We start from the raw sequence: 16,794 nt of genomic DNA, 5'->3' as shown, positions 1-16,794 counted from the left end.
GTCTGCGCGCGTCCGCGCGCGAATGGTCAGGTTGTCGGCCTCGCCGTCCACGTCGGCCCGCAACAGGCCGGGCCAGCTCGGGCTGAGAGAACCCCCTCCCCCTAACCTCCTCCCGCGAGGGGAGGGGGGACTAAAGGAGGGTGATGTGCGGATGTCGATCTTGCCCATCGCCGCTCACCACCCACGGAACCGGGCCGGCGGCCGGTACAGGCCGCCGGACCAGTCCACCAAGTCGTCGATCGACCGCGCCGCCAGCAGCGAGCGGTTGGCCTGCAGCCGGCTGACGCCGAGATCCTCGGGATAGGCGACGATGCCGCGGGCCCGCAGCTCGGCGGTCCGCTTCGCCTCCGCCCGGCGGCCGATCTCGGTGGCGCCGGCCACCGCGGCGATGGCGGCGCGCCGCTCCTCGCCGCCCTCGGCCTTGTAGAGATAGGCGATGCCCTCCTCGGTCACGACGTGCGAGACGTCGTCGCCATAGATCATCACCGGGGCCACCGGCATGCCGCTGTTGCGGCCGACCTCGACCGCGTCGAGCGTCTCGACGAAGGCCGGCACGCCGCCCGCCTTGAAGGTCTCGACCGTCTGCACCACCAGCTTGCGGCCGCGGGCGACCGGCGCCTGGGAGGTCATCAGGCTCAGCCAGGCGTCGCTGGCGTGGCGCCGGCCGCGCGGGTCATGGCCCATGTTCGGCGCGCCGCCGAACCCGGCCAGCCGGCCCAGCGTGACGGTCGAGGAGTTGCCGTCCGCATCCATCTGCAGGGTCGAGCCGATGAAAAGGTCGACGCCGTACTGCCCGGCCAGCTGGCAGAACACGCGGTTCGACCGCAGGCTGCCGTCGCGGCCGACGAAGAAGACGTCCGGCCGGGCGCGGATATAGTCCTCCATCCCGACCTCGCTGCCGAAGCAGTGGACGCTCTCGACCCAGCCGCTCTCGATCGCCGGGATCAGCGTCGGGTGCGGGTTCAGCGCCCAGTTGCGGCAGATCTTCCCCCTCAGCCCCAGGCTCTCGCCATAGGTCGGCAGCAGCAGCTCCACCGCCGCGGTGTCGAAGCCGATGCCGTGGTTGAGGGCGGTGACGCCGTGCCGCTCGTAGATCCCGCGGATGATCATCATCCCCATCAGGATCTGCAGCTCGCCGATATGGCGCGGGTCGCGGGTGAACAGCGGCTCGACCGCGAAGGGCCGGTCGGCCTCGACCACGAAATCGACCCAGGAGGCCGGAATGTCGACCCGCGGCAGCTCGTCGACGATCTCGTTGACCTGGGCCACCACCACGCCGTGGCGGAAGGCGGTGGCCTCGACGATGGTCGGCGTGTCCTCGGTGTTGGCGCCGGTGTACAGGTTGCCGTGCCGGTCCGCCTGCTCGGCGCAGACCAGCGCCACCTGCGGCGTCAGGTCGACGAACATCCGGGCGTAGAGCTCGACATAGGTGTAGATCGCGCCGATCTCGAGCTTGCCGTCCTCCAGCAGCTGCGCCACCCGCAGGCTCTGCGGCCCGGCGAAGGAGAAATCGACCTTGCGGGCGATGCCGCGCTCGAACAGGTCGAGATGCTCGCGCCGGCCGAGCGTCGAGATCAGCAGGTGCAGGTCGTGGACCTTGGCGGGGTCGAGCCCGGCCAGGGTGCGGGACAGGAAATCCGCCTGCTTCTGGTTGTCGCCTTCCAGCGCCACGCGGTCGCCCGGCTCGATCAGCGCGGTGAGCGCCTCGCCGATCCGCTCCGGCTTCAGCACCGGGCCGTCGGCGAAGGCGGCGGCGCGCTCCAGGCGCCTCCGCTTGCGGGCGGGCAGCGTCGACCAGGGCTGATCCATCGTGTGTCTCCGCAGCAGGTCGGATCGGCGGGGCGGTGTATACGAATGCCGTTCGTATTCCGGAATATGAATACAGAGATTGCGCTTGGCAAGGTGTTGGAATACGCTATCGTCGTTAAAACGAATTAACGTGCACGGGGAGGCCGGGATCTTGGCCCTTCAGGATACGCCCGCCGATGACCGCGCCTCGCTGTCGGAACGGATCCGCCTGGCGCTGACCGACGAGATCTCGACCGGCCGCATGCCGCCCGGCACGGTGCTGGACGAGGCGCAGCTGGCCGAGACCTACGGCGCCTCCCGCACGCCGGTGCGCGACGCGGTGCGCCAGTTGGCCGCCGCCGGGCTGGTCGAGATCCGGCCGCGCCGCGGCATCGTCGTGCTGCCGATGACGATCGAGACCCTGTCCGAGATGTTCGAGGTCACGGCCGAGATCGAGGCGATGTGCGCGCGCATGGCGACCAACCGGATGACGGCGCTGGAGCGCGGCGGGCTGATCGAGCTGCACGAGGAATCGGAGGCGCTGCTGCAGTCCGGCGACATCGCCGGCTACGACGCCTTCAACCTGGCCTTCCATGAGGGCATCTACCGCGCCACCCACAACGGCTTCCTGGTCGAGCACGCGCTGCAGCTGCGCGCCCGGCTGCTGCCGTTCCGGCGCACCCAGCTGCGCTATCCCAACCGCCTGGCCCAGTCGCGCGACGAGCATGGCCGGATCCTGCGGGCGATGACCCGCGGCGACCCGGACGAGGCCGCCTTCGCCATGCGCGAGCACATGCTGAACGCCGGCAGCGCCCTGGCGCGCTTCCTGACGTTGGAGCCCGGCCAGCCGGGATGACGCCTCTGGGGACGGGGCCACCGATAAACCAGAACGACGGGAGAGGAAACGTGTCTGCGCAGATCGCATCCATCATCGGGCTGGTGGTGATGTTCGTCGTCGCCACCGTGCTGCCGATCAACATGGGCGCCCTCGGCTTCGCCATGGCCTTCCTGGTCGGCGGCGCCTTCGTCGGCATGTCGGCCACGCAGATCCTGGCCGGCTTCCCGGGCGACCTGTTCGTCACCCTGGTCGGCATCACCTATCTCTTCGCCATCGCCCAGAACAACGGCACGGTCGACTGGCTGGTGCACTACGCGGTGCGCCTCGTCGGCGGCCGCATCTCGGTCATCCCCTGGGTGATGTTCGCGGTCTCCGCCGTGCTGACCGCCATCGGCGCGGTCAGCCCCGGGGCGGTCGCGATCATCGCGCCGATCGCGCTGCGCTTCGCCGCCCGCTACAGGATCCACCCGATGCTGATGGGGCTGATGGTGGTGCACGGCGCCCAGGGTGGCGGCTTCTCGCCGATCAGCATCTATGGCGGCATCACCAACCAGGTGGTGCAGCGCGCCGGCCTGCCGGGCGACGAGATCGTGCTGTTCCTGTCCAGCCTGGCCTTCAACGCCGCCGTGGCGCTGGTGATCTTCTTCGTGTTCGGCGGCCACCGGCTGCCGGTGCGGCGCCCGTCCGAGGATTTCGAAGGCCTGGTCGACGCCGTGCCGGCCGGCGCCTCGATCCCGGTCCGCGGCCATGGCGGCACGCCGGCGCGGCCGGCCGAGCCTCGGCCGGGGGCGGTGCATCGCGAGGGCGAGGACCATCACGTCGCGCTCGACCGCGAGCAGGCGCTGACCCTGGCCGGGCTGGTGGTGCTGGCCGTCGCCTCGCTGGCCTTCAACCTGAATGTCGGGCTGGTGGCGATGAGCGTCGCCGTGGTCCTGGCGCTGTTGTGCCCGCGCGGGCAGAAGGGCGCGGTCGACAAGATCAGCTGGTCGACCGTGCTCCTGATCGGCGGCGTCATCACCTATATCGGCGTGCTGCAGAAGGCCGGCGCGGTCGACTATGTCGGCGGCGGCGTCTCGACCATGGCGGCGCCGCTCCTGGGCGCGCTGCTGCTGTGCTATGTCGCCGGCGTGGTGTCGGCCTTCGCGTCCTCGGTCGCGGTGCTGGGCGCAACCATCCCGCTCGCCGTGCCGCTGCTGATGCAGGGCCATCTCGGCGTGCCCGGCATGGTGGCGGCGATCGCGATCTCGACCACCATCGTCGATGTCAGCCCGTTCTCGACCAACGGCGCGCTGGTGGTGGCCAACGCGCATGGCATCGACCGCGACGCCTTCTTCCGGCAGATGCTGATCTACAGCGCCATCATCGTGCTGATCGGCCCGCTGCTGGCCTGGCTGGCGCTGGTGGTGCCGGGGCTGCTCTGACCTCCGGCGGAGGCGGGCCGGCCGCGCTCAGGGCCGGCCGCGGGAGGATGGCGGAAGAGAGTGGGAGTCGAACCCACCAAGGACCGGCTCGCGGCCCCTCCCGGATTTGAAGTCCGGACGCCCCACCGGGGACGATTCTCCTCCAGCTTCCTCGGCCGGCATCTCGCCGGTCGAGGGACGAAACAGGTCCAGGCGATGCCGGTTCAGCCGCCGCAGGTCGCCGCGCCGCAAGGTCACCCCGTGGCGATCGAAGAACTCCAGGATCTGAATCGCGACCTTGCGGCCACTGTCCACCTGATCACGGAATTGCGCCGCGGTGAAGCCGGTCTCATGGGCCTCGCCCAGCGCGGTCAGGACGCCGACGATCTCGGTGACGGTGGGGCGCAGGAAGAAGTGGTCGTGCGCCACCTCGTCGACCCGGCCCATGCGGCCGGTGCGCTTCAGCAGCCGGCGGACCTCCGTCTCGTCGATGCCGATCTCGCCGGCGATGTCGCGCACCCGCGGCGGGCGGAACCGCGTAGGACCGCCGAGGCGCGGATGGATGTCGGCCCACAGCGCCTCGTCGGCCTCGGTCAGATGCGCCTCATGGCCGGTCAGCCGGACCCAGGCGCCGTCCAGCGCCACCTGGTCGGCCCGCGCCAGCGCCCGCAGCAGGGCGGCGAAGGCCGGGGCCGGCAGGCGCGGCCGCGACTGCAGGCGCAGCCGCTCGAAGCCGATGCCGGGCAGGTCGGGATTGTCGCGGTGGAAGGCGTCCAGCGCCTCCAGCAGCCCCTGGGTCAGCCGCGTCCAGTCCTCCGAGGCCAGCACGAAGCGCTGCCCGCCCGCCGCGATCCGGACCAGGCCCAGCCGTTCGGCCAGCTCGTCCACCCGCGCGGCGGCCAGCGCCCGGTCGCGGCCGAAGGCGTCGAGGTCGACCAGATGCTGCGGGGCGGCCAGCAGCGCGGCCAGCGCGGCCTCCGGATCGTCGAGCGCCAGCGCCGCCAGCTGGGCCAGCCGCTCCGGGCCTCTGCGCTTGCGCGCCGGGGCCCGCAGGTCGACCAGGCGGCCGCCGCCGAGGGTGCGCTGGGCCGAGGTGTCGCGGACGACGTAGCGGTCCCCCGCCGCGGCGGCGACCGGCCGGTCCAGCACCAGCTGGACGAAGGCCTCGCCGCCCGGCGGGATCGGGTCGTCGCCCAGCAGCACGATCCGCGCCCCGGTCTCGGCCGCGGCGGTGTGGAAGCGCACCGGGAACCACTGCCCGACCGGTCTGATCTCGCCCGGCAGCACCCGCAGCGTCGCGTCCACCCGGTCGGTCGGGGCGTGCAGGGCGGGGTCGAGCACGACGTCGCCGCGGGCGAAGGCCTCGCGCGTCACCCGTTCGCCTGCCAGGTTCAGGGCGCAGCGCTCGCCGGCGCGGCCGCGCTCGGCCGGGCGGTTCTGCGCATGGATCGAGCGCACCCGCACCGGCAGGCCGGACGGGCTGGCCACCAGCTGGTCGCCGACCGCGACCGATCCCGACAGCACCGTGCCGGTGACGACGGTGCCGGCGCCGCGCAGGGTGAAGGACCGGTCGACCGCCAGCCGGAACCGCCCCGCCGCCTCGCGGCCGGCGAACTCCATCGCCTCCAGCGCCAGCCGCTCGCCAAGCTCCGCGACGCCCTCGCCGGTCACCGCCGAGACCGGCAGGATGTCGGCCCCGGCCAGCGCGGTGCCGGCCAAGGCCGCGCGGATCTCCGCCGCCACCGCCGCGCGCCGGTCGGGGGCGGCCAGGTCGGCCTTGTTCAGGGCGACCACGCCGCGGGAGATGCCGAGCAGGTCGACGATCGCCAGGTGCTCGCGGGTCTGCGGCATCACCCCGTCATCGGCCGCCACCACCAGCAGCACGAAATCGATGCCGGAGGCGCCGGCCAGCATGGTGTGCACCAGCCGCTCATGGCCGGGAACGTCGATGAAGCCCAGCACCTCGCCGTCCGGCGTCGGCTGGTAGGCGAAGCCGAGATCGATGGTGATGCCGCGGGCCTTCTCCTCCTTCAGCCGGTCGGTGTCGACGCCGGTCAGCGCCCGCACCAGCGCGGTCTTGCCGTGGTCGATATGGCCGGCGGTGCCGATGATCACGGCGCTGCCTCCGGCAGGGGGCGGCGGGCCAGGGCCTCGGCCTCGGCGATCCCGGCGAGGCCGAGCGCGGCCCGGGCCGGCCCGAGGAACCGGCCGGCCAGCGCGCTGCCCCCGGCGGCGCCCCGCATCAGCCAGGCCAGGGCCAGGACCGGATCCGCCGCCACGCCGGATCCCAGGTGATAGGCCGCGCCGAGCATGGATTGCGCATCGGGTTCGCCGCGATCGGCGGCCATGCGCCACCAACGCACGGCCTCGGCCGGGTCGCGCGTCACGCCGAGCGCGTTATGATGCAGCATGCCCAGCCGAGTCATGGCCGAGGCGACACCCTGCTCGGCGGCGCGCTGCGCCCACAGCCGCGCCTCGGCCGGATCGAACAGAGCGCCGTCCTCCACCAGCATCCAGCTCAGCATGTCCTGGGCCGCGGCGTCGCCCTGCTCGGCGGCGGCGCGGTACAGCGCGGCGGCCCGGCCGTCGTCCCGCGCCACGCCCTCGCCGCGGAAATGCAGCGTCGCCAGGTTGCGCTGGCCGACCGGGTCGCCGGCCTCCGCCGCCAGGCCCAGCCAGCGCATGGCGAGGGTGAGGTCGCGCTCGACCCCCAGCCCCTCCGCGAAGCAGGCGCCGACATTGCTCTGCGCCCGGGCCACGCCCTCCCGTGCCAGCGGCCCCCAGATGGCGAGGGCGGCGGCATGGTCGCCGGCGCGTGCCGCGGCCGAGGCGGCGGTCAGCTGGTCGGCGATGGTGGGGGAGGGGGCGGCCGGCTCCGGCGCCGCCCGGCCCAAGCGAAGGCGGTCAAGCCAGCTCATCGCTCGCTCCGGGCGCGAGCGCGGCGAGGGACGCCAGGAACCCAGCCTCGTCCTCCAGGCAGCGCAGGTCCAGCAGCAGCGCGCCGTCGGCGATGCGCCCGATCACCGGCACCGGCAGCCCGCGCAGCGCGGCCGCCAGGGTATCCAGCGCCCGGCCGCTTCCCTCCCGCGGGATCAGGGCCAGGGCGGCGCTGGGCAGCGTCTCCAGCGGCAGGGCGCCGGAGCCGATCTGGCTGGCGCAGGCCCGGACCTCGACAGCGGCGCGGCCGGCCAGCGCCTGTTCCACGGCCGGCAGGATGCGGCGGACCTGCGCCTCGATCTCCTCGGCCCTGCGCGCCAGCAGGCGCAGGGTCGGCAGGCGCTCGGCCAGCCGGGCGGGGTCGCGATAGAGGCGCAGCGTCGCCTCCAACGCCGCCAGCCGGATCTTGTCGACCCTGAGGGCCCGCTTCATCGGGTTGCGGTTGATCGCGGCGATCAGCTCCGCGCGGCCGACGATGAAGCCGGCCTGCGGGCCGCCCAGCAGCTTGTCGCCGGAGAAGGTGACGAGGTCGGCGCCGTCGGCCACGGCCTCGCGCACCGTCGGCTCATGCGCCAGGCCGATGGCCGAGAGATCGGCCAGGGTGCCGGAGCCGAGATCGTGCACCAGCGGGATGCCGTGCGCCCGGGCGAGTGGTGCCAATTCCCCCGCGGCAACCTCGGCGGTGAAGCCGGCGATGCGGTAGTTCGAGGTGTGGACCTTCAGGATCAGCCCGGCCTCGGGCCCCAGCGCCGCCGTGTAGTCCTTAGGATGGGTGCGGTTGGTGGTGCCGACCTCGGTCAGCACCGTGCCGGCGCGCGCCATGATGTCGGGCATGCGGAAGGCGCCGCCGATCTCGATCAGCTCGCCGCGCGAGATGATCGACCGGCGCCCCTGGCCGAGCGTGTTCAGCGCCAGCAGCACCGCCGCCGCATTGTTGTTGACCACGGTGGCGTCCTCGGCGCCGGTCAGCTCGCGCAGCAGATCCCGCAGATGGTCGTCGCGCTCGCCACGCTGGCCGGTCGTGAGGTCGAACTCCAGCGACACCGGGCTGCGCATGGCCTCGACCGCCGCCTCCACCGCCGCCTCGGCCAACAGGGCGCGGCCGAGATTGGTGTGCAGCACCGTGCCGGTCAGGTTGAACACCGGCCGCTGGGTCGAACGGGCACCGGCGGCCAGCATCGCCGCGGCGGTCGCCGCCACGCCATCGGCGTCGGGCACGGGCGAACCCGCGCGCACCGCCTCCCGCGCCACGGCCAGGGCGCCGCGCACCGCGGCGGCGATCTGGGCATGGCCGAAGGCGGCCAGCGCCGTCGCGGCGGCCGGGGTCTTCAGCACCTGGTCGACCGAGGGCAGGCCGCGCAGTCGCGCGAGTTGGGGGCGGGCGGCTGCGTCGCCGGCCATGTCAATAGCCCAGCAGGAAGGGGTTGAAGCCGCCGCGCTCGTACGGGCCCTCGCTCATCAGCAGGTCGAGGCCCAGGCTGGCCGCGTCGTCCGCCACCGGCTCCAGATCGGCGTCCTTCACCTGGTACAGCACCTTCACATAACGGTGGCAGCTGTCGCAGGTCTCGGCCTTCACCGTGCCGGCGCCGCCTTCGACCTCCTGATAGCCGATGCCCTCGGTGCTGCCGCACAGCACGCATTTGATCCGGACGTGGTGCCAGCAGGTGCCGCACAGGCTGCAGGCGCAGAAGCGGATACCGTGCGCGCCGCGCCAGCCGACCACCATGGTGCTGACCGGCGGCCCGCCGCAGCAGGGGCAGGCGCCGTCGCCGACCGGCCCCAGCGCCGCGGCGTCCAGCCGCGCGGCCATCCGGCTGAAATGGACCTGCAGGGCCGCCGCGACGAAGGCGTGCTCGGCCAGGGCGTCCGCCGGGATCGCGCCCGACAGAACGGCGCGCAGCATGCCGTCGCGCCCGGCCCGGTCGGCCGCGCGCACCCGTTCCAGCGCCTCGGCCGCCGCCGGCGGCATCGCGATCTCGGCCGCGGCGCCGGTGAACCGGTCGAAGGTCGCCTCGAAGGCCGCGTCTGGGGTGAAGCCGGCGCGGTCCAGCGGCGGCATGGCATGGGTGCGGGCGCGGGCCAGCGCCGCCGCGTCGGGCATCGCCGGTTCGGGCAGGTCGTCCTGGATCCGGTACTGCAGCTCGACGAGGTCGGCCAGGAAGCGCAGATAGGGGCCGATCTCGCTCGAGGGCGCCAGGGCCCGCAGGCGCAGGGTACGGTCGATGCACAGCTGCAGCGGGTCCGGCAGGCGGGCGAAGGGCGGGGCCGCGACCTCGCCGATCACGGTCGGGTCGGGCCGGGCCGTATCATCACTCATTCTCGATCCTCACGAACCCGACGGGCCACGTGATGCGGGACTCGTCACTGCTGTGTCTACGGGGCCGTCTTCTTGTCCGCGCCGGGCCGCCGCGCCACCAGCTCGCGCAGCCATTTGCGGTGGTGGCGCCAGGCCCAGCCGCCGGTCACCCGGCCCCTGGTCATGGCGCCGATGGTGCCACGGACCCAGATCGCCGCATAGACGTGGACGATCCAGACGCAGATGATCACCACCGCCGCCAGGGCGTGCACCAGGATGGCGATGCGCTTCTGCTCGATCGTGGTGAACGGATAGAAGTACTGGTCCCAGACCACGAAGCCGCTGCCGATCAGGACGATGATCAGGATCGACATGCCCCAGAACACGAATTTCTGGCCGGCATTGTACTTGCCCAGCTCGGGCAGGTTCTCCTCGCGCCCGGCCAGCACGTCGCGCGCCCGGCGCAGCCAGGTGTTGTCCTCGCTCTTCCACAGATTGGCCTTCCAGAAGCGGATGAACAGGCCGGCGAAGGAGAAGAACAGCACCACGCCGATCCAGGGATGCAGCGTCCGTGTCATCTGCCCGCCGCCGAACAGCGCGGTCAGGAAGAACAGGCTGGGGTGGAACATCGCCAGCCCGGACAGTGCCAGCAGCACCAGGCTGGTGGCCGTGATCCAGTGGTTGATCCGGGCGCCGACCGTGTAGCGGTCGACGACCACCGGCTTGCCGGGATGGACGTCGTCGCCCGGCGAGACGTCGTCCGGCCTGCGGTCGGCGGCGGCGGTCATGGGCGTCGCTCCTCCGTCAGCTCCTCGGCGTGCTGCTCATCCTCCGGCGTGACGCGGTTGGCGCCGGCGAAGAGGTGGTGCAGCACGCCGGCCACGGCGGCCAGGCCGATGGCACCGAGCCCGACGACCTTGGTCACGCCCTTCCAGGCCTCGACGATCGGGCTGATGGTCGGGTTGTTCGGCAGGCCGGCATAGATCTCCGGCTTGTCGGCGTGGTGCAGCACATACATGACGTGCGTGCCGCCGACGCCGGGCGGGTCGTACAGCCCGGCATTCTCGAAGCCGCGGGACTTCAGGTCCTTGATCCGGAAGTCCGCCCATTCCTTCATCTCGTCCTTGGTGCCGAACACGATGGCCTGGGTCGGGCACGCCTTCTGGCAGGCCGGGCCCTGGCCGACCGCGACGCGGTCGGAGCACAGCGTGCACTTGTAGGCCTTGTGGTCGGTCTTGGAGATGCGCGGGATGTTGAACGGGCAGCCCTTGATGCAATAGCCGCAGCCGATGCAGTTCTCGTGCACGAAGTCGACGATGCCGTTCGAGTACTGCACGATGGCGCCCGGCGCCGGGCAGGCCTTCAGGCAGCCTGGGTCCTCGCAATGCATGCAGCCGTCCTTGCGGATCAGCCATTCGAGGTTCTGGGTCTCCGGATTCTCCCATTCGGTGAACCGCATCAGCGTGAACATGTCCGGCGTCAGGTCGTGCGGATTGTCGTAGACGCCGAAGTTCACGCCGACCGGCTCATGCGTGTCGTTCCACTCGACGCAGGCCGACTGGCAGGCCTTGCAGCCGATGCATTTCGACACGTCGATCAGCTTGGCCACCTCGGTCTGCCGCACGGCGGCCGGGGTGATCGTGGAGGCGGAGCGCCGGATCAGGTCCTGGTCGCCGAATTTCGCGGCGCCCGGGGCGACGGTGGGGTTGGGGATCGGGGGGAACATGGTCCTATCTCCCTCACGCCACCGGCGGCCCGGACGAGGCCTCGATGTTGACGCAGAAGGCCTTGAACTCCGGCGTCTCGATGTTGGCGTCGCCGACGAAGGGGGTCAGGACGTTCGCCCCGAAGCCCTTCCGGGCGGCGCCGACGAAGCCCCAATGGATCGGGATGCCGACGATGTGCACGGTCTTGCCGTCGCACACCAGCGGCCGGATCCGCTTGGTCACCACCGCCTTGGCGAAGACCGAGCCGCGCTTCGACCACACCCGGACCCAGCCGCCCTTGGCGATGCCCTTCTCCGCCGCCAGCTGCTCCGAGATCTCGACGAAGAACTCCGGCTGCAGGACCGCGTTCACGTGGTTGTTCTTGGTCCAGTAGTGGAAATGCTCCGTCAGCCGGTAGGAGGTCGCGGCGTAGGGGAAGTCCGGCGAGCCGATATCCGCGAACTGGGCGAAGTCGTCCTGGAACACCCGGGCCGCCGGGTTGCCCCGCACCTTCGGCGCGATGGCGTTGGCGACCGGGCTCTCGAACGGCTCGTAATGCACCGGGAACGGGCCTTCCCGCATCATGCCGCGGGCGAACAGCCGCGAGACGCCTTCCGCGTTCATGATGAACGGCCCGACATCCTCCGGCTTCGCCGTCGGCGAGATGTCGGGGACGTCATAGCCGGTCCATTTGCTGCCGTTCCATTCGATCAGCTTGCGGGACGGGTCCCAGGGCTTGCCGGAGACGTCGCAGGAGGCGCGGTTGTACAGGATCCGCCGGTTGGCCGGCCAGGCGAACGCCCAGTTCAGATAGGCGCCGGTGTCGTCCGGGTCGGAGTTGTCGCGCCGGGCCATCATGTTGCCGGCCTCGGTGAAGCTGCCGGTGTAGATCCAGCAGCCGCTGGCGGTCGACCCGTCGTCGCGCATCACCGCGAAGCTCGGCAGCTGCTTGCCGGCCTCGACGATCTTCTTGGTCGGGTCGGCCGGGTCGAACAGGTCCGCCAGGGCGGACCCGTTCATCTCCTTCGCCAGCTCCTCCGCCTTCGGCTCGCCCGGGTCGGCGTAGGCCCAGTTCAGGTTCAGGATCGGGTCGGGGAAGGCCCCGCCCTCCGTCCGGTACATCTCCTTCAGCCGCAGATGGATCTGCGCCATGATCCAGGCGTCGGTCCTGGCCTCGCCCGGGGGCGTGCCGCCGGGCCAGTGCCATTGCAGCCAGCGCCCGGAATTGACCAGCGACCCCTCGTCCTCGGCGAAGCAGGTGGTGGGCAGCTGGATCACCTCGGTCTGGATCGAGGCGGTGGCCGCATCGTTGTAGACGCCGTGGTTCTCCCAGAACCGCGCCGTCTCCGTCTCCAGCGGGTCCATGATCACCAGCAGCTTCAGCTTGGCCAGCGCCTCGGCCAGCTTGGCCTTGTTCGGGAAGGCCTGAAGCGGGTTGAACCCCTGGCAGAAATAGAGGTTCATCTTGCCCTGCTTCATCAGCTCGAAGGCCCGCAGGATGTCGTAGTTGGCCACGTCGAGCTTCGGCAGCCAGTCATAGGCGAAGTCGTTCTCCGGCGTCGCCGCCGCGCCGAACATCGCCTTCTGGAAGCTGACGAAGAACTTCCTGTAGTTCTGCCAGAAGCTGGTCTGGTTCGGCCGCAGCGGCTTGTAGCCGCGGGTCGACATGTAGGTGGCGAAGTCCTTTTCCGTGTCCCGCGGCAGGTTCATGTAGCCGGGCAGCGAATTCGACAAGAGCCCGATATCGGTTAGCCCCTGGATGTTGGAATGGCCGCGCAGCGCGTTCATGCCGCCGCCGCGGATGCCGATGTTGCCCAGGATCAGCTGCAGCATCGCCATGGTGCGGATGTTCTGGGCGCCCTTGGAATGCTGCGTCCAGCCCAGCGCGTACATCGAGGTCATCGCCTTGGTCGGCGACGAGCACTCGCCGACCATCTCGGCCACCTTCAGGAACTTGTCCTTCGGCGTGCCGGTGATGCGCTCGACCATCTCCGGCGTGTAGACGGCGACGTGCTGCTTCAGCAGGTTCCAGACGCAGCGCGGATGCTGCAGCGTATCGTCGACCACGGCGTAGCCGTCCGGGCCGATCTCGTAGTCCCAGGTCGACCGGTCGTAGTCGCGCTTCTGCTCGTCATAGCCCGTGAACAGGCCGTCGCTGTACGTGAAGCCCTCCTTCACCAGGAAGGTGGCGTTGGTGAAGGCCTTCACATACTCCCACTGCACCTTGTCGTTCTGGATGCACTGGTTGATCAGGCCCAGCAGGAAGGCGATGTCCGTGCCCTGCCGGATCGGCGCGTAGTAGTCCGCCACCGACGCCGAGCGGGTGAAGCGCGGGTCGACGACGATCAGCTTGGCGCCGCGGTTGGCCTTGGCCTCCGTCACCCATTTGAAGCCGCAGGGATGGGCCTCGGCGGCGTTGCCGCCCATGATGACGACGAGGTCGGTGTTCTTGATGTCGGTCCAGGAGTTCGTCATGGCTCCACGGCCGAATGTCGGGGCGAGACTCGCCACCGTCGGGCCGTGTCAGACGCGCGCCTGGTTGTCGAACGCCAGAATGCCGGTGCTGCGCACCACCTTGTAGGTGGCGTAGGCGGTTTCGTTGGTGGTCGCCGAGGCCGCGAGGAACCCCGTGGTCAGCCATCGGTTGACCGTCGTGCCGTCCTTGTTCTTGGCGATGAAGTTCGCGTCGCGGTCGTCCTTCATGGCGCGGGCGATCTTGTCCAGCGCCTCGTCCCAGGAGACCCGCTCGAACTTGTCGGAACCCGGGCGCCGCAGCATCGGATACTGCAGCCGCTGGGCGGACCGGACCGTGTCCAGCAGCGCCGCACCCTTCGGGCACAGCGTGCCGCGGTTGGTCGGGTGGTCCGAATCGCCCTCGATATGGGTGATCTCGGCCTTCTCGCCCTTCCGCAGGTCGCCCTTGGAATAGAGGATGATGCCGCAGGCCACCGAACAGTAGGTGCAGGTGTTGCGGGTCTCGGTGGTGTTGGCGAGCTTGAACGGCCTGATCGCCGCGGCGTAGGCCGCTTCGATGTCGCCGAAGCCGAAGGCCCCGAGCGTCGTGCCCGCCACACCCGCGCCGGCCCCTTTCAGGAAGCCGCGGCGCGAGAGCTTCATGTCCATCTGGACCTCCCGGAAGCCTGTTCCGCAAAAAACATACCGAATTGGGACAAAGGCTACGCTTGGAACGGTTCCAAGTCAAACAGGCGATGGCGTCCTATACCTTCGTATTGTTTCGCTATTACAACAGCTTATTGCGGCCCATCGTGCAGGCGAAAAGGGATGCCGAGGCGGCGAGTCGCGGCAGGCTTCGGTTGACCTTCCGCCCGGCTTCGCCGTCTAATCGCCGCCGTGGCGTTCCCCAGCGCTCCCGCGTCGCGGGGCTGCATCGATGCCGACAGGCCGGTCCGGCCGCCCTCAGGGCGGCGCGATGCTGCTTGGCCGCTGGTGCCGCCGACGTCCATCATCCTCGAATTCCCGCAGCCGGCCCTGTCGGGCCGCCCGCGCCTGCGCGCGGATCAGGAGCGCAAACCATGAGCAGCCGTCGTGATGTCCTCCGGGCGGGTGTCGCCCTGTCCGTCGCCCTGGCCACTCCCTCCCTGGCCAGGCGGGCCGCGGCGGCCGATACCGTGTTCGCCCCGTCGCCGGGCGACTGGCGCAGCTTCGCGCTGACCACCCGCATCGCCTTCGACCGCGCCAGGGTCGGACCCGGCCGGGTCGAGGCCTGGGTGCCGCTGCCCGGGCTGGAGGCGGCGGGCTGGAGCCGCCCGGGCGACACGCGCTGGACCGCCAACGCAGCCGCCGCGGCGATCGAGCACGACCCGGCGTCTGGCGCGGCCCTGCTGCATCTCGCCTGGGCGGCGGACGAGACCGCGCCCAGGGCGGAGGTGACCAGCCTGGCGGCGCTGCGCGACCGCGCGGTCGATTTCGCGGCGCCCGGCGCGGCGCCGGCCCTGTCCGGCGCGGAGCGCGGGCGCTATCTGCAGCCCGCCGCGCTGATCCCGACCGACGGCATCGTCCGGGAGACGGCCGGCCGCATCACCGCCGGCGCCGACGGCGACCTCGCCAAGGCCCGCGCCCTCTACGAATGGGTGGTGGCGAACACCTACCGCGACGCCGCCGTGCGCGGCTGCGGCAGCGGCGACGTCGCGGCGATGCTGCAGGCCGGCGCGCCGATCGGCGGCAAATGCGCCGACATCAACGCGCTGTTCGTCGGCCTGGCGCGCGCCTCCGGCATTCCCGCGCGGGACGTGTACGGCATCCGCGTCGCGCCGTCCCGCTTCGGCTACAGCAGCCTCGGCGCCAACAGCGCGACCGTCACCAGGGCGCAGCACTGCCGGGCCGAGGTCCATCTGGCCGGCTTCGGCTGGGTCGCGGCCGACCCCGCCGATGTGCGCAAGGTCGCGCTGGAGGAGCCGCCGGGCAGGCTCGCCCTCGACGACCCCAAGGTGGCCGCGGCGCACCGCGGCCTGTTCGGCGCCTGGGAGGGCAACTGGATCGCCTATAACGACGCCCATGAGGTGGCGCTGCCCGGCAGCGCCGGGCCGGCGGTCGGCTTCCTGATGTATCCTCAGGCCGAGGTGGCGGGCGTCCGGCTCGACTGCCTCGACGCCGAGGCCTTCGCCTACAATATGGACGCGGCCGAGATCACGGCCTGACCGAGAGGAAGCCCCCATGATCCCGGCAATCCGCGACAGCGACAGCACCCCTGGCCCGGTCCGCCTGACCAGCCTGGCGCATGGCGGCGGCTGCGGCTGCAAGCTGGCCCCCGCCGTGCTGCAGGAGCTGCTGGCCGGCCAGCCGGCGGCGGCGCCGTTCCGCCAGCTGCTGGTCGGCACCGAGACCGGCGACGACGCCGCGGTCTGGCAGCTCGACGACGACCGCTGCGTCATCGCCACCACCGACTTCTTCATGCCGGTGGTCGACGACCCGCGCGATTTCGGGCGGATCGCGGCCACCAACGCCATCTCCGACGTCTACGCCATGGGCGGGCAGCCGATCTTCGCGCTGGCCATCCTCGGCATGCCGCTGGGCAAGCTGCCGGCGGAGACGGTGCGCGAGATCCTGGCCGGCGGCGCCTCGATCTGCGCCGAGGCCGGGATCCCGGTCGCCGGCGGCCATTCGATCGACGCGCCGGAGCCGATCTACGGCCTGGCGGTGATCGGCACCTGCCGGCCGTCGGAGCTGCGCCGGAACTCCGGCGCGCGGCCCGGCGACGCGCTGATCCTGACCAAGGCGTTGGGCGTCGGCATCTACTCCGCCGCCTTCAAGAAGGAGGCGCTGTCGGCCGAGGGCTATGCCGAGATGGTCGCCAGCACCACCCAGCTGAACCGCATCGGGGCCGAGCTGGGGCGGGAGGAGGCGGTGCACGCCGTCACCGACGTCACCGGCTTCGGCCTGCTCGGCCATGGGCTGGAGATGGCGCGCGGCGCCGGCGTCACCCTGGCGATCCGGCAGGACGGGCCGGCGCTGTTCGCGGGAGCCGAGGCGCTGGCGCGGGACGGCTGCGTCACCGGCGCCTCGCACCGCAACTGGGCCAGCTACGGGGCGGAGGTGACGCTGCCGCCCGGCCTGCCGGAGTGGCGCCGGCACCTGCTGACCGACCCGCAGACCTCGGGCGGGCTGCTGGTGTCCTGCGCCGCCGACCGGGCCGACGATCTCCTGGCCCGTATTGTGGCAGCCGGCCATCCGGCCGCCCGCCGGATCGGCACGGTGGAGCCCGGCCCGGCGGGTGTGCGGATCGAGGCGTGATTGCAGTGTTTTCTTGTCCCCCCTCCCCTTGCGGGAGGGGGGAGGGGCTGGGCGGGTCCGCGCGCGAATGCGTGGAGG

Annotated in this window: 11 protein-coding genes, 1 tRNA gene and 1 pseudogene; 4 read left to right on the top strand and 9 right to left on the bottom strand. The window is 71.4% G+C overall.

Features of this window, described 5'->3' with window-relative positions:
* Window positions 1-174 precede the first annotated feature (174 nt).
* Window positions 175-1,809 carry a malonate decarboxylase subunit alpha gene (gene mdcA, locus ACFW16_RS34850; protein WP_380313703.1) on the bottom strand — a complete coding sequence of 545 codons (1,635 nt, stop codon included), beginning with the start codon at window positions 1,807-1,809 and terminating at the stop codon, window positions 175-177.
* Between the two features lie 151 nt (window positions 1,810-1,960).
* Between mdcA and ACFW16_RS34845 the strand changes: the two genes are divergently transcribed.
* Together ACFW16_RS34845 and ACFW16_RS34840 are read left to right on the top strand one after the other, a co-directional pair.
* Window positions 1,961-2,644, top strand: coding sequence for a GntR family transcriptional regulator (locus ACFW16_RS34845; RefSeq protein ID WP_380313702.1), 684 nt, complete (start codon window positions 1,961-1,963; stop codon window positions 2,642-2,644).
* Between the two features lie 50 nt (window positions 2,645-2,694).
* Window positions 2,695-4,047 carry an SLC13 family permease gene (locus ACFW16_RS34840; RefSeq protein ID WP_380313701.1) on the top strand — a complete coding sequence of 451 codons (1,353 nt, stop codon included), beginning with the start codon at window positions 2,695-2,697 and terminating at the stop codon, window positions 4,045-4,047.
* Window positions 4,048-4,095: 48 nt separating this feature from the next.
* On the opposite strand, the gene ACFW16_RS34835 is transcribed toward ACFW16_RS34840, so the two are convergent.
* The 8 genes and pseudogenes from ACFW16_RS34835 to fdnG all read right to left on the bottom strand — a co-directional run bounded on the left by ACFW16_RS34835 (window position 4,096) and on the right by fdnG (window position 14,088).
* Window positions 4,096-4,191 (bottom strand) — tRNA-Sec (locus ACFW16_RS34835).
* 117 nt (window positions 4,192-4,308) lie between these two features.
* A pseudogene (gene selB, locus ACFW16_RS34830) lies at window positions 4,309-6,093 on the bottom strand (selenocysteine-specific translation elongation factor); the annotation flags it as partial.
* A 44-nt stretch (window positions 6,094-6,137) separates the two neighbouring features.
* The gene (locus tag ACFW16_RS34825; protein ID WP_380313700.1) at window positions 6,138-6,944 is read right to left on the bottom strand and encodes a tetratricopeptide repeat protein; all 807 of its coding nucleotides are present in this window, start codon (window positions 6,942-6,944) and stop codon (window positions 6,138-6,140) included.
* The gene (gene selA, locus ACFW16_RS34820; protein ID WP_380313699.1) at window positions 6,931-8,364 is read right to left on the bottom strand and encodes an L-seryl-tRNA(Sec) selenium transferase; all 1,434 of its coding nucleotides are present in this window, start codon (window positions 8,362-8,364) and stop codon (window positions 6,931-6,933) included. The genes ACFW16_RS34825 and selA overlap by 14 nt, the downstream gene beginning before the upstream one ends.
* Before the next feature lies 1 nt (window position 8,365).
* Window positions 8,366-9,280: a formate dehydrogenase accessory protein FdhE gene (gene fdhE, locus ACFW16_RS34815; protein WP_380313698.1), complete on the bottom strand. Its 915-nt coding sequence runs from the start codon at window positions 9,278-9,280 to the stop codon at window positions 8,366-8,368.
* A 56-nt stretch (window positions 9,281-9,336) separates the two neighbouring features.
* Window positions 9,337-10,047, bottom strand: coding sequence for a formate dehydrogenase subunit gamma (locus ACFW16_RS34810; protein ID WP_380313697.1), 711 nt, complete (start codon window positions 10,045-10,047; stop codon window positions 9,337-9,339).
* The gene (fdxH, locus tag ACFW16_RS34805) at window positions 10,044-10,985 is read right to left on the bottom strand and encodes a formate dehydrogenase subunit beta (RefSeq protein WP_380313696.1); all 942 of its coding nucleotides are present in this window, start codon (window positions 10,983-10,985) and stop codon (window positions 10,044-10,046) included. The genes ACFW16_RS34810 and fdxH overlap by 4 nt, the downstream gene beginning before the upstream one ends.
* Window positions 10,986-10,998: 13 nt before the next feature.
* Window positions 10,999-14,088 carry a formate dehydrogenase-N subunit alpha gene (gene fdnG, locus ACFW16_RS34800; RefSeq protein WP_380313695.1) on the bottom strand — a complete coding sequence of 1,030 codons (3,090 nt, stop codon included), beginning with the start codon at window positions 14,086-14,088 and terminating at the stop codon, window positions 10,999-11,001.
* Window positions 14,089-14,498: 410 nt separating this feature from the next.
* On the opposite strand from fdnG, the gene ACFW16_RS34795 reads away from it, so the two are divergent.
* Window positions 14,499-15,623 (top strand): transglutaminase domain-containing protein, encoded by a 1,125-nt coding sequence (locus tag ACFW16_RS34795; protein WP_380313694.1) that lies wholly within the window; start codon window positions 14,499-14,501, stop codon window positions 15,621-15,623.
* Window positions 15,624-15,639: 16 nt separating this feature from the next.
* On the top strand, window positions 15,640-16,716 hold the full coding sequence (selD, locus tag ACFW16_RS34790; RefSeq protein ID WP_380313693.1) for a selenide, water dikinase SelD: 1,077 nt from the start codon (window positions 15,640-15,642) through the stop codon (window positions 16,714-16,716).
* The last annotated feature ends 78 nt before the right edge of the window (window positions 16,717-16,794 follow it).

The sequence above is a fragment of the Inquilinus sp. NPDC058860 genome (genome assembly GCF_042743185.1).
Lineage (GTDB): Bacteria > Pseudomonadota > Alphaproteobacteria > DSM-16000 > Inquilinaceae > Inquilinus.
This window is presented reverse-complemented; position numbering and strand designations above follow the sequence as displayed.